This is a genomic window from Burkholderia sp. HMSC10F09 (assembly GCF_001806955.1).
In the GTDB taxonomy this organism is placed as follows: Bacteria; Pseudomonadota; Gammaproteobacteria; order Burkholderiales; family Burkholderiaceae; genus Burkholderia; species Burkholderia multivorans.
Genome location: NZ_KV786504.1, coordinates 44,005 through 57,486, shown reverse-complemented (window position 1 = coordinate 57,486; position 13,482 = coordinate 44,005). Strand labels below are relative to the sequence as shown.

Annotated in this window: 11 protein-coding genes; 2 read left to right on the top strand and 9 right to left on the bottom strand. The window is 67.1% G+C overall.

The features are described 5' to 3' along the window. Nucleotides 1–313: 313 nt before the first annotated feature. A complete protein-coding gene (locus tag HMPREF3115_RS01385) occupies nt 314–751 on the top strand; it encodes an ATPase (RefSeq protein WP_175835881.1) in 438 nt (145 codons plus the stop codon). 171 nt (nt 752–922) lie between these two features. Here the strand turns inward: HMPREF3115_RS01385 and HMPREF3115_RS01380 are convergent, their stop codons facing one another. The 6 genes from HMPREF3115_RS01380 to HMPREF3115_RS01355 form a co-directional block, all read right to left on the bottom strand. Next, a complete protein-coding gene (locus HMPREF3115_RS01380; protein WP_065496854.1) occupies nt 923–1,627 on the bottom strand; it encodes a DUF429 domain-containing protein in 705 nt (234 codons plus the stop codon). A gap of 9 nt (nt 1,628–1,636) precedes the next feature. Next, entirely contained in the window at nt 1,637–2,161 is a 525-nt protein-coding gene (locus HMPREF3115_RS01375) for an HD domain-containing protein (RefSeq protein WP_070553262.1), read from the bottom strand. 118 nt (nt 2,162–2,279) lie between these two features. After that, entirely contained in the window at nt 2,280–5,750 is a 3,471-nt protein-coding gene (locus HMPREF3115_RS01370; protein ID WP_070553261.1) for an ATP-binding protein, read from the bottom strand. Between the two features lie 3 nt (nt 5,751–5,753). After that, on the bottom strand, nt 5,754–7,004 hold the full coding sequence (locus HMPREF3115_RS01365) for a metallophosphoesterase family protein (RefSeq protein ID WP_070553260.1): 1,251 nt from the start codon (nt 7,002–7,004) through the stop codon (nt 5,754–5,756). A gap of 293 nt (nt 7,005–7,297) precedes the next feature. Next, entirely contained in the window at nt 7,298–7,828 is a 531-nt protein-coding gene (locus HMPREF3115_RS01360) for a hypothetical protein (protein ID WP_070553259.1), read from the bottom strand. Between the two features lie 367 nt (nt 7,829–8,195). Next, nucleotides 8,196–10,178 carry a gamma-glutamyltransferase family protein gene (locus tag HMPREF3115_RS01355; RefSeq protein WP_070553258.1) on the bottom strand — a complete coding sequence of 661 codons (1,983 nt, stop codon included), beginning with the start codon at nt 10,176–10,178 and terminating at the stop codon, nt 8,196–8,198. A 204-nt stretch (nt 10,179–10,382) separates the two neighbouring features. Here HMPREF3115_RS01355 and HMPREF3115_RS01345 point away from each other — a divergent pair, with 204 nt between their 5' ends. Continuing rightward, on the top strand, nt 10,383–11,324 hold the full coding sequence (locus HMPREF3115_RS01345) for a tyrosine-type recombinase/integrase (RefSeq protein ID WP_070553256.1): 942 nt from the start codon (nt 10,383–10,385) through the stop codon (nt 11,322–11,324). 33 nt (nt 11,325–11,357) lie between these two features. Here HMPREF3115_RS01345 and HMPREF3115_RS01340 read toward each other — a convergent pair whose 3' ends face one another. The 3 genes from HMPREF3115_RS01340 to HMPREF3115_RS01330 form a co-directional block, all read right to left on the bottom strand. Then, a complete protein-coding gene (locus tag HMPREF3115_RS01340) occupies nt 11,358–11,834 on the bottom strand; it encodes an RES family NAD+ phosphorylase (RefSeq protein WP_053299153.1) in 477 nt (158 codons plus the stop codon). Then, nucleotides 11,831–12,286: a type II RES/Xre toxin-antitoxin system antitoxin gene (locus tag HMPREF3115_RS01335; RefSeq protein ID WP_006399363.1), complete on the bottom strand. Its 456-nt coding sequence runs from the start codon at nt 12,284–12,286 to the stop codon at nt 11,831–11,833. The genes HMPREF3115_RS01340 and HMPREF3115_RS01335 overlap by 4 nt, the downstream gene beginning before the upstream one ends. Nucleotides 12,287–12,778: 492 nt before the next feature. Then, nucleotides 12,779–13,420: an HD domain-containing protein gene (locus tag HMPREF3115_RS01330; protein WP_059936006.1), complete on the bottom strand. Its 642-nt coding sequence runs from the start codon at nt 13,418–13,420 to the stop codon at nt 12,779–12,781. Nucleotides 13,421–13,482: the final 62 nt, after the last annotated feature.

The following is a 13,482-nucleotide window of genomic DNA, read 5'->3' as shown; positions in this document are numbered from 1 at the left end:
TGCGGGGTTCTTCTTCCTTCGTCGGGCGGGCGCTCTATGCTGCAGCACACGTCCGGCTCCGCTTCCCCTCTCGCGCTGCGTTTCCGTTAGCGCGAAAGAGGCGTGATTCTATGCAGCCCACGCCCAACGCGCAAGCGGTTTGTGAAAATATTTTTAAAGAGACGCGACGCGCCACAGCACGTTCCTGCTTCTTCTATATATACGCGACGCTCACCCCACGGCCGTGTCTGCCGGTTGCCCGTAACGCGTGTCGAACAAGCTGCCGCGCGCGGTCGAGTATCATGCCGCGATCGCATACACACTTACGATGACGATGGACAGCTTCACACAATCGGGCGAGGCCGATCTCCGCGCCGAATTCGCTGCGCTGCGCGAACGCGCCGCCACCCTGGAAGAACAGGTCCCGCCGCTGCTGCAACGCATCTCCGATGTATTGCCGCGGATCAGCGGCGAAACGGAACTGGCGGACGAGCATCGCGAACGACTCGTCGGCGCACGCAACGCAGCGATGGTATCGATCGAAAACTATCAGCAAGCGATTCCGTTCGTGCAGACCGCCGACTCGATCATCGAGCAGCTCGACAAAACGCCCGCGCGCGACGAGGACGCGGAGTGGCGCGAAGCACTGCTGCAGCGACTCGACGAACTCATCGACGTCGCCATCGTCATGATCGACGATGCGGACAATTACTTCGAGCAGGCGCGCGCCTGCGATCTGGCGAGCGTGCCCTCGTCCATCCTCGAGGACTGACGACTCATCGCATCGCACATCGGAATCGGCAATGTGCCGACTTCACGCATGCCGACGTTCCGACGTTCGACATGTGCTGCGTCGGCCGCAACGGCCGGCCGCTTGCTCGAACCGAATGGCGCGCTCGGTCGCTCTCCAGCGCGGGAACGCAAAACAACGACGCAGCCGCCACTACGACGGATCGAGGACGATCGGCTCCGCCACGACCGGCACACGGATATGCCCGCCTTGCGCATCGCCATACGCGTGCGCGCTTCCTTCGATCACGAATCGTGCCGTCACCGCGCATAACGCCGCATCGCGCGCATCGACCGTCCGCAGCGTTGCGACGTCGATCCCGAGCCGTTCCAGCAACTGTCGACGCTGAATCCGCTTCTGCTTCGCCGACGCCGTGGCCTTGCCGAGCAACGCGCACGTGATCGCATACGGATAGGTCTCGAAACTCACACGGCCGCCGCCATAGTGCGCGTCGACCAATAGCGGATACGCGCCGGCGAGCGCCCGATACACGCGCTCACCCACGAACATCCAGTCGAAGAAGCCCGACGCACTCGAGATCGCCTGCTCGCGCGTCGGCGTCGGAAAACACGAAATGCGCTCGCGCGCGAGCGCCTGCTCGACCGGCCGACGTCCGTTACCGGCCCACCATTGGCTCGGCGCGTCGACACCCACGGCAACGACGTCATGTTGGAGGCATAGCGGCAGCAGTGCTTCGGGCGCGATCCGCGCCTCATGGCAGACGACCGTCGAACCGCGCAGGATCACGAGATCGCACTGCTTCTTGTCGCCGCCGACGTCGACGCCGGCAACCGCGCGCGTCGACGACGCCTCACCGCGCCTGCCCCGCGCACGGCCGGTCGAACGATCGTCACGCATCGCGGCGCCTCACTCGCTCGGCCGCGTGGCGTACGCGGCATCGAAGATCGCTTCGAGCCCCGGATGCACGCCGCGCATCCGGTCGACGACCGACTTCGCCCAGTCGAAATACGGCTGCTTGCGCTCGAGCGGCCAGTCGGCCGGAGGATGCTGCGCAATGTCGCGCAGATTGCAGATCTTGTCGGCGAGCTTCACGAGCTTCGCGCGGCGGCTGATGTGGGCCGCGTGCTCGACCTGCAGCCGCTTGCGCGTTTCCTTCGGCAGCGACTTGTCGTCGGTGACTTCGAGCACGATGTCCGCGACGTCCTTGCCGAACAGACGCAGCAGTTCCAGCTCGGTCGTCTCCGTGTCCTCGATCGTGTCGTGCAGCACGGCGGCGACGATCACGCGTTCGTCCTCGATGCCGACTTCGTTCGCCAGCACGTCGGCGAGCGCGATCGGATGATTGATGTATGGCGACGCCTCCTCGTCCTTGCGACGCTGATTCCGATGCCGGTCCGCCGCGAACGCGATGGCCGCGATCAGCTTGTTCATGACACCTCCCGTCGTATGGACGCACGCGCGGCTGCGTCGACCGCCCGCGCACCGAATCCGTCATCGTACGCGCATGCGGCCGCCGGACGCGTGCGCTGCCATACCGGCCCGCTGCGTCTCATGCAGCCGCCGATTGCCGCTGCAGCTCGATCACGTTGACCTGGGCGCCGAACACATCCGCGATGAGCGGCAGCAGATGGTCGTGGTGCGTCAGGAACAGCACCTGCGTGCGCGTCGACAGATCGCGCAGCGCCTCGAACCCGGCCTTCGCACGCGTATCGTCGAAATTGATGAACAAATCGTCGGCGACGAACGGCAGCGACGTCCGGCTGCCGAGCTGCAACTCCAGCGCCGCGATCCGCAGCGCGAGAAACAACTGGTCGCGCGTGCCTTCGCTGAGCCCGGCCACTTCGACCGACGTGCCGCTCGTGCGCCGTGCATACAGCGCAGGCGGCGTCCGCTCGGTATCGACGGTCAGCCGTGCAAACTCGCCGAGCGTCAGCCCCGCAAAAATCTCGCCGGCGCGCCGCAGCATCGGCCCTTGCTTCTGGTCGCGATAGCGATCGGTCGCCCACTTCAGCAAACGGCTCGCCGTCGCGGCTTCCAGATACTGCTCGGCCGCATCGCCCATCGCGGCCAGCGCTTCCTGACGCTTCGCCTCCGCGAGCGCCGCATTGGCGTGTCCGTCGATCGCGCCGAATGCCTGCTCGGCGACGACCTGCTGCTGCGCGAGCGCATTGAGCCGCTTGCCGACATCCTCGATCGATTGCTTCACGGCTTCGAGGTGCGCCGGTACGGCCGCAATCTCGTATTCCGCGACTTCCGCTTCGAGCGCCGCGCGCGACAGCCCGTCTCCGTCGCGCGTCAGCTGCTGTTGCGCGGCATCGACCGCTTGCCGAAGCGCGCGACGACGGTCGGAACGTTCGGCAAGCCGCAGCGCTTCGTCGATCGTCGCGACGCCCGCCAGCTGAAGCAGCGGGTAGACGCGCGCATCGGCGCCGGCCACTGCTGCGGCAGCGTCGGCGACCTTGTCGTCGGCCTGCCGGATCGCTTCGTCCGCACGCTCGATCGCGCGAGCGGTTTCCACCGCGGCAGACAGGCGCGCGCTCAGCCGGCGCGCGACTTCGAGCCAGTCGCCGATCGTCAGCCATTCCGGCGCCAGCGCTTCGGCGAGCCGTCGCGCGCCTGCCTCGAGCGCGGCCAGCTCCGCGCGCATCGTCGCGATCCGGTTGCGCGGCGCATCGGCCGCAGCAAGCTCGGCCGTCACCGTATTCGCGAGTGCCAGTGCGCCCTCCGCTGCCGCGAGCGACGTCGCGCCGGCGGCAAGCCGTGCATCGGCGAGCGCGTCGCGCCACTGCTGCTGCCATGCGTCGTACGCGGACTGCGCCTGATCGACGCGCGATCGCGCCGTCGCGCAGCCGCGCTCGGCTTCCCGTGCGCGTTCGTCGAGGCTCTCCTTGCGCGCACTCGCCTTCTCCGCGGACTGCACGAACGTCTCGGCCGTCGCGACGAGCGTGTCCAGCCCTTGCGCGTCGTCGCCGCGCGATACGGCGCGCAACGCCGCGCGCAGTGCCGACTCTGCGCGCGTGCGCGTGTCGCGCAGCATGTCGCGTTCGTTGCGCAGCCGCTCGACGTCCGCCTGCGCGACGAATACCGCATCGCGTCGTGCCAGCCAGTCCGTCATTGCATCGAGCGGCATGCCGGGCACGCCGGCCGCCGCAGCGCATGCCGCCCACGCGTCGCGATGTGCGGCGAGGTCGCGTTCGCGGTCGTCGAGCACCGCTTGCCGGCGTGCGACGCGCGCACGCGCGGTTTCGACTTGCTGACGCAGCGATTGCAGCGTCGCGGCCGCTTGCGTCGCACCGAGCTGCGCATCGACGAGCTGGTCGGCGACGCGAATCGCGTCGTCGACGGCCGGTGCGCCCGCCGCGAGGTCGACCGCACCGCTGCGCACATCGCTCCATGCACGGTCGCGGCGCGCACGGGCGGCAAGCACTTCCGCGGTCGTGACGACGGGGTGGTTCTCGGCGAAATGCCGTTCCTGCAATGCCAGCCGTTCAAGCTCTTCCTGCGCAGCGTCGCGCGCATCGCGCGCCGCTGCGACCGCACTCATGCATTCGCTTTCCGCCTTGAGCAGCGCACCGACCCGTGCCGCGGACGGCACGTCGAGCGCATGCAACGCGTCGACGGGCCGGCGCCACGGACCGAGCGCATCGAGCGCGCCGGCCAGCACGCGCTCGGCGCTCGCGATTTCGGCTTCAAGCGCATGCTCGCGCTGTCCGATGTTGCGCAGGCCGCGCGCATCGACGAGCGCGGCACGAAGCGGCTCCGGTACGTCGACGGTCGACACGCTCGCCAATTGTTCGCGCACCTGATCGGCCTCGCGCATCCGCTCGTCGAGCGAATCGCGTGCGCCGACGAGCGCCTGATGAAGCGCGCCGTGTTCGCGCAGCAGGCTTTCGACCGTCTTCAACGCGAGCGCCGACGGCAACGCTGCGCGCAATGCCGATTCGTCGCTCGGCCAGCCGAGTTGCGCAGCCGCGTCGAACGCGGCCGACAGATGCCGGTCGACTTCCGCGCCGAGCAGCAGCAAATCCTGTGCGTGGTGCGCGCACGTGGCGCGCAGCCGTTCGAGCGCTTCGATGTCGGCCGCGCGCGCGAGCGCATCCGTATCGCCGTCGATCGCATCGCGCGCCTGCCGCTTGGCGATCAGATCCGCGCGGCGCGCCTCGAGCACCTTTTGCTCCGCGGCGAGATCGCCCTGCGCCTTCAGCAACTCCGCACCCGCGGACGGCGGCAGGTCCACCACGTCGCCGAGCTCCGCCAAGGCGGCCTCGTTGAGCGCCAGTTCCTTCAGATACGGCGCAAGCCGTCGGACGCGCTCGAATTTCGAGCGTAGCGATTCGAGCCGCCGCAGCTCCGTGCGCGCCAGCGCGATCTCGTGCTCGACCGCTTCGCGCGCTTCCTTCCTGTCGACCCAGTCGCGCGTGCGCACCTGCACTGCCTTCAGTTCGGCCACCGCTTCGTTGAACGCCGTTTCGGCAACCGCAAATGCGCTGCCGCTGCGCCGCGGCGCCCACAGTTCCGCGGCCCGTGCGTCGAGTTCGTCGCGCACGGAGCCGAGCCGGCCGACGCCGGCCGCCGATTCGAACAGCACCTGGCCGAGCTTGTCCGATGCGTCCAGGATGCTGCGTCCGCCATCGACAAGCCGACCGTGGTCGAGCCCGAACATCTGCTCGAAGAATTCGCGCGTCGCGCCGTCAAGCACGGCCGCGAGATAGTCGTCGGGCAGTTTGTCGTCGTCGGGCGTACGCAGCGAGCTGCGGCCGCGCGCGCGATGAAACGCGAGCGTCGCCCCGCCGCTTTCGAGCACGCCGCCGATCCGCAGATCGGGCGTGCCATGCAGAAAGTCGAGGGGCGTCTGCAGCTTCATCCCGAACAGCAGTTCCGTCACCGCCGTCCGAATCGTCGACTTGCCGGCTTCGTTCGGCCCGACGATCACATGGAAATCCTGCGTCGCCGCCGGAAAAAGCAATGTCTCGTCGGTGAACTTGCCGTACCGAATCAGATCGAGTTGACCGATGCGCATCGCTCATTCTCCTCTCGCCAGTCGCGCGAGCAGCGCGGGACCGACCTGCCGAACCAGTGCCATCAGATCGCCTTCGCGCGCGAGCGCGAGCAGCGGCACGTCCTCCTTCACGTCGCTGCGCACCTTGCCGAGGAACGGCTTCAGATCGCGTTCGAGCAGCGCGAGGAAATCGGGATCGTGCGCGGCGTCGGCGAGAATCTGCTTCAGATCGTCGAGCGCTTCCAGCGGTTCGCCGGCGCCGTACGGCTGCTCGGGCGGCGACGTCGCGAGCCGCACCTTCTCGAGCCACAGCCGCTCATTGCCGATGATGCCGATCTGATTCAGCACCTCCGCACGCAGCTGCGTCGCGCGCCCGAAGAACAATCCGTGCGCCGGCGTGCGTCCCGTCACCGTCACGCGTACCGCGCGCGGCACATGCGCATCGACGCTCAGCAGCGTCTCCAGCGACTGGCCGATCTTGCGCGACAGATCGGCAACGCTCACGCAGTCCGACGCGTCGACCGCCAGCGATTCCCAGCGCAACACGTCGAGGTACAGACGCTCGACCTGCGTGCGTCCCTGCTCGACCGTCACGAGCACCGCACCGCGCCGCCCGGTCTCGCGGATATGCCGTCCCTGCAGGTTGCCCGGAAATACGATCGTCGACGGTCCCGTCCATTGCTGAAACTCGTGCACGTGGCCGAGCGCCCAGTAGTCGTAGCCCTTCGCATGCAGTTCCGCGAGCGTGCATGGCGCGTAGTTCGCGTGCGCTGCATAGCCTTCGAGCGCCGTATGCAGCACGCCGATGTTGTAGTAGCCGGGCACCGGATCGGGGTAGCCGGTCGCGAGATTGTCGACGACCGCCTTGTCCTTGAAGCTCTGTCCGTGCAACGCCACTTCGAACTCGGGCAGCCGATGCGTTTCCGGCTTGCGATGATGGAATACGGTGACGTTGTCGGGCAGCGTCAGCTTCTTCGTCATTTCGCTTTCGGCGTCGTGGTTACCCCACAGCACGAACGCGCGGATGCCGGCCTTGCGCAGACGTCCCATCTGCTGACCGAAGAAGATGCCCGTGTTGTGATCCTTCCAGTCGCCGTCGTACAGATCGCCGGCAATCACGAGAAACGCGACTCCCTCGTCGATCGCGCGATCCACCAGTTGTCGCAGCGCATCGCGCGACGCGCTGCGCAACTGCGCGGCCGGCGCGTCCGGATACGCGCTCAGGCCGTGCAGCGGGCTGTCGAGATGAATGTCTGCCGCGTGGATGAACTTCACGAAATTCCCCTGTTGGATGGCGCGCGTGGCGGTTGCCGTCGTATCGCGTGCGATCGACGTTGCGCGGCATCATGCTGCCGGTTGCCGACGGCTGGCGATGGTACCTGAAAGCGCCCGCCGCAATCGAGCCGCAGCAGCAAAGCATGATGCCATCCCGAACGGGTGCGGCGCCATTCGCGTGCGGTTCGTCCGTATCGGAGATGCGATGCCGGGGAAGGACGTCGCATCGCGCGCGCGAAAAAAACGGCCCGGCCCGCATCGAAGCGAGCCGGGCCGTTACGGACCTGGATCGGTTACTGCGCCGAGCCTTGCGCCGACACCGAACCCTTCAGGCCGACCGACGCGCCGCCTTGTGCAGCGTTCGTCGTACCGGCCAGCGCTTCGCCGGCCTTCGCCTTCACGCCGCCCGCGACGTCGCCTGCGGTCGTCATCGCGCCTTGCGCGTGGGTCTTCGCCGACGCCGCGGCATGCTTCACGTGCGCCTTCGTCGAATGGACGGCCGACGCGGCAGCATCCTTCGCCGAACCTGCGGCCGTGCCGACTGCGTGCGTCGCGCCGCCGACCGCGTTACCAGCTGCCGAACCGACGCCGCCGACCGTCTTGCCGACGCCGCTCAGCGCGCCGCCGATCACGTTGCCCGAACCGGCCGCATTCGCGCCCGCGCCGCCCTGCGCGCCCACGCCGCCGCTCAGCAGCGGCGTCTGCACCTGTGCGCCGACGCCGACCGAGCCGTCTGCACCGGTCTGTGCCGTCTGCGCGAAAGCAGCCGAGGTCGCGACAGCCGACAGCGCGGCACCCAGCAGGATCGTGCGAATCTTGTTCATGGTCATTCTCCCCAAAGATGTTGTTGCTGCGGGCCGCGTTCATGCGGCTTGTCGCATGCCTCGCCGCGACATGCGGCAAGTGGGCGTAATGTAGCCGGCGTCGCGTACGAAACCGCTGTTTTGCGGGGACTGTTACTTCCGTTGCAAATGCTGACGATTGACTCACACAGTTTGACAATTGCCGGATTGCGGCGCGATCGACTCGAGTCGTCCGGCACTTCAGCAGGCCGGCATCGTCGGTTTCGACATGTAGTTCGGGCGATGTTTGGCTGCGCTCGACGCGCGCGCTATCGCAGCAACGAAACGCCCCGCCGCCGATCGCGATCGGAATGGCGGGGCGGTGGCTTGGCTCGCGCCGGCTTCGTGCTTACGGTCGGATCGTGTCGCCGAGCACGAGACCCTCGCGACGCGGATCGGTCCCGCCCTGCAGCGCAGGCGTCTGACCGAGCGTCACGCGCATCACCGTATTGACGCCGCTCGCCTGCGCCGACGTCGAGACCTTGTGGCCGAGCGCGAGCAGGCCAGCAATCAGCGGATCGTTCGCGCCATTGTTCGACGTGGTGACGTTCGGATGTTCGCCGCCGATCGTCGTCGTCGGGCTATTGCTCGCGCCGAAATCGACGAGGCCGGCCGACTGCTGCGCGTCGAGGCCCCAGTCCAGCGCGCCGACGAGCGTCTTCACCACGTACTGCGGAATCGTGCCGCCGCCTGGCGAGCCGGTCGCCATCACGAAGTCGCCGCGCGATCCGTCGGCCGCCTTGGCGAACGCGATCGTCGGCGCCATCGAGCTGCGCGGCCGCTTGCCGGGCTGCAGCCGGTTCGCCACCGGATTGCCCGCGCTGTCGAGCGGGTTCGCCGAGAAATCGGTCAGCTGGTTGTTCAGCAGAAAACCGTGCGTCATATGGAACGAGCCCATGCTCGATTCGACCGTCGTCGTCGCGCTCAGCACGTTGCCGTCGCCGTCGACGATCGTGAACTGGTTCGTGCCGTGCTCGATCAGCGTCGTGTCGACGCCGAGCGGCACCGCGCCGAGATCGCCCGGCTGCGCGGTGCCCATGCTCTTGCCCGGATCGATCAGCGCCGCGCGCGACTTCAGATACGGCTTGTTCAGCAGCGTGTCCCACGTGCCGCCCGGCAGCGGCACGAAATCGGTGTCCGCGACGTACTTGTCGCGATCCGCGTACGCGAGCCGCTCGGCTTCCGACACGAGATGCACGCCGGCGACGGTCGGCTTGCCGCCTTCGAGATCGATCGCGGTCGGCTTCAGCGACTTCAGATCGAAGTTCTCGAGAATGCCGAGCGCCGACGCGACCGCAATGCCGCCCGACGAAGGCGGCGGCATCCCGCACACCCAATAGCTGCGATAGGTCGTGCATACCGGTTCGCGACGTTTCGCTTCGTAGGCCGCGAGATCGGCGAGCGTCGTCTTGCCCGGCGTGATCGTCGAACCGTCCGCGCCCTTCGCCATCGCGATCTTCGCGACGATGTCCTCTGCAATCGGTCCTGTGTACAGCGCCTTCGCGCCCGACTGCGCGAGCGCCGTCAGCGTATCGGCGTATGCGGGGTTTTTCAGCACGGTGCCGAGCGTCTTCGGCGAGCCGTCGGCGTTCAGGAAATACGCAGCGGCGTCGGGATCGCGCTTCAGGTTCGCGGCATTCGCCGCGATCGCGTCGGCCAGCCGGCCGCCGATCGGAAAGCCGTTCGTCGCGAGCGCGATCGCGTCGCCGAACAGGTCTTTCCACGCAAGCCTGCCGTGATCCTGCTGCAACGCCTCGATCAGCCGCGGCACGCCGATCGTGCCGATCGAGCGGCCGCTCGCGCGAGCGTTCGGTTGCGGCGGCGACCGGTCGCTCTGGTCGTCGACATAGCGCAGATAGTTTTCCGTCGCGGCCGCAGGCGCCGTTTCGCGGCCGTCGTACGCCTGCAGCATCTTGTTGCGCGCATCGTAGTACAGCAGCACGCCGCCCGAGCCGAGGCCGGTCGCCTCGGGCACCGTCAGCCCGAGGACGGCTTGCACGGCCACGGCCGCATCGGCTGCCGTACCGCCTTTCTTCAGCACCGCGCATCCCGCCGCGCTCGCGTAAGCGTTCGAGGTCGCGACCAGATAGCGCTTCGCATAGACGGGCTTCATGCCGGTGCGATAGCCGGACGACGCTTCCGGCAACGACGGGTCGCCCGGCTGGTTCGAGCCCACCACGACGGTCGCGCCGCCGTTGTCGAGCGCGAGACAACTGGTGTCGGCCGTCGTGGACGAGCGGGCCGCTTCGTTTTCCACGTCGCCGCCGCACGCCGTCATCAGGACGGCTGCGAGCAGCGCGGACGCATACGGGAAGATCGCTGTTCTATTCATTGTCGGTCGACGTTGTCGCGCATCGTTGTGAAGTACGTCTCGTCGCCCGCGACTCCCTCGGCATGCGGGCAATGGGTTCGATCGTCGCACGGATGATTTTTTTTCCGCAACTCGTCGATGAGCGCAAGCCGCGCGTGGGTAAGCTCGCGCACTGTGCGTTCGCCCGATTTGCAGACTTCGCTGCATTGCGGCTATAACGGCGTCATGGATACGAGTCGCTGGATCGACGATCCCGTCGGGGCATTTCGGGCGTGGCAGCAAACGAGCGCGACGGGCGCGCGGCGGCAGCCGTTCGCGCCGCGCTCGATCGTGCAGCACGTCGCGATGTTCGAACGATTTCTACGCCACCTGCATGCGCACCGCGCATCGCTCGCGACGTTCGGGCCCGACCACGTCGCGACGTTTCTGACGGAACTCGAGCGCAGTTGCGCGCCCGGCACGTCCACGCGCGTGCGCTATGCGAAGCTGATCGACCGGCTGTGCCGGCATCTTGTCGAAGCCGGCGTGCGCCGCGTGCATCCGGCCGCGCGTGCGGCGCACGCGCTCGCGTGGCCCGACACCGAGCCGGAGCCGTGCTATCTGCCTCCCGACGCGGACGCCGCGCTGCAACGTCACGTGCAACCGCGCGCCGACGATACGCCCACCGCATGCAGGAACCGCGCGATCGTCGCGCTGCTGCTCGCAACCGGCATCACGTCGGCGGAAATCCGCGCCACGACGCGCGACGCACTCACGCTCGACGAACCCCGACCGGTGCTGACCGTGCCGCGCGAGCGGACACGGCCGGCACGCCGGATCGAACTCGCTGCGTTTGCCGTCGCGCCGCTCGCGGCGTGGCTGGCGGCTTGCGCGCCCCATTCGGATGCGTCCGCGCGGCTCTTTCCCGCGCCGCGCGACGGCGGGCCGATGAACGACATGTTTCTACTACTCGTCGTGCGCGACGCACTCGCCGCGATCGGGTTCGAGGCGTCGGACATGAGTCCGCGTGTGCTGCGCAATACCTTCGCGCGCCGTCAGTTGCTGGCCGGTCACACGCATGCCGACGTCAGCGCGATGCTCGGCCTCGTCAGCACGCGAACCGTCACGCGCATCCGGCAAACGCTACCGCCGAATGCGGCCGCCGACCGCGCGGCGCACGAGCGGTGAGCGCCATCGCGCAAAGAGCGCGAGCGTTACGGGTCATTCGGGCTTCGATTGAATCAGCCGCAGAATGCGGCTGTCGTACGGCGATTGCATGATCTCGACGATCCGCACGTCGGCGGCGGCGGGATGCAATGGGTTCAACAGAAAATTGTGCGCATGCGGGACGACGACGCTCGGTACGCGCAACAACGCGGTGGGCTGCGTATGCAGCCATTCGGTGCCGGCGCTGCGCGTCCAGTCGACGTTCGTCTGCCAGTCGGCCGGCGCATCGGCCTCCACGATTTCGGCGACGTCGACCGATTCGGCCGCTTCGACGCGAAGCAACTGGTATCCGCTCGGCAGCTGCGCGACTGTCGCGATTTCGAAATGAACGAGCGTCTCGAGCAAGGCGAGCGCCGGATGTTCGGCGAGATAGACGACCGGTTGCCCGGCGAAGTGCCAGCGCCCGCCGGCACGCAATCCGCCGATCCCTCTCAGGTCGGCGTAATTGCTGATTCGCCACAGCGTCGTCAAGCGAAATACCCTTCGTCGATTTGCGTCAGCGCCTCTTCGACCAACCGCGCGCCGTGTTCGGTGCTCGCCATGTCGAGCGACGTGCGGCCGCCGAAGCGTTGCAGGCCGCGGCGCAGCCACGCCATCGCCTTGTCCTGATCGCCGAAGGTGGCCGTCGCCTGCGCGACGATCCGCGCGAGCCGGATGGCCTTGTCGGACTCCTCCGGCGACAGGCGCTCGTGCGCCTGCCGACGATGGCTCAGCGTGCGCCTCGGAATGATGAACGCTAGCTCGTCCGACTTCAGGCCGCGCTCGGACAGACGATCGATCACCGAGACATCGACGCGCGCGCTCGCCAGTTCGGCGAGATCCGCGCCCGAGCGCACAGGAATCGCGAGCAGCTGCTCGAGAATCGTGAATTCGGCCTGGCGCGGATGTGCGACGCCCGAAGGATGAAAAGCGATGGTGCTCATGAGCTGAGTCTCCGGCAATTTGCCCGTTTATTATAGGCGTTTTGCCGTAGGTCGGCGGGTTGTCGTGGAGGCGCGGTTTTTGGCCGGCGAACGGGCAGCAGGCGCAGCAGGAGGTGCGAATCGGAGATTCGTTTTGGAGGGTGGCGCGCGTCTTTCAGTATATAAAGTGACGTCGTAGGCGGGTCGGGTTGTCACGTAACAACTTATTAAGGGCCAATCGGCGAAGGTCCAGCATGGAGCAGCGCTCGAGCTACCGCGCGCTGCTGTCGCGGGTTCGTTCCGTTAGAGGACGAGTCGGTCCTTACCGGCCGGGCCGCGCTGTCTGCGCCCCATTTCTAAAGCAGGAAGTCGCGCCCATTACGGCGCACGGGGCGATGCAGGCAGTCCGGCCCTTCGCACCGTCTGCGGGCATTCAGCCGAGACAGCGCGACGAATTCCTTGCGGCGGGCGACTGCCATACCCGCCCGGCCCGCCTGCAAGCCACTCCCGGAATCAGCCCGCCCACGCCGACGATCGAATCACGCTGCAGAAATTCGTCGCATGAAAATGCGGATCCTTGTCGGCGAGCACGTCCGCCTTCACATTGCCGAACGTCGTGTGCGGCTTATGTTTGATCCCGTCGTAGAACGCCTGAATGATGTCCTCCTTGAAGTGCGGTGTGCGCGGATGCGCATGAACGACAGCTTCGCGCTCGACGTCCGTGAATTCGGAATACGCGAGGCCGAGCACATCCATTTCGACGCCGGCCGTCACGAGCGCGATCACCGGATGCATGTGCTGCGGAATGCCCGGCGTCGTATGCAGCGCGATCGACGTCCACACGAGGTCGATGTCTTGTTGAGCAATGCCCTTGCTCTTGAGAAAATCGCGCGCCGCATTGGCGCCGTCCACCTCGAAGCGCTCGCACGCACTGCTGTGCCGATGCGTCAGCCCCATGTCGTGAAACATGCACGCGCAGTAGAGCAGCTCCGGATCGTACTTCAGCGCCCGGCGGCGACCGGCAAGCGCCGCGAAGTAGTACACGCGACTCGAATGGTGGAACAGCAGCGGGGACTCGGTATCGCGGACGAGTTCGGTGATCTCGCGCGCCAATTGGCTATCGGGAATCGTGATGCCGGCAACGTTCACAGTCATGGTCGACCTCCATTGAAGATATGTCGATTCTGTGCATCGACACCCCTGTCTTCAACAGACGT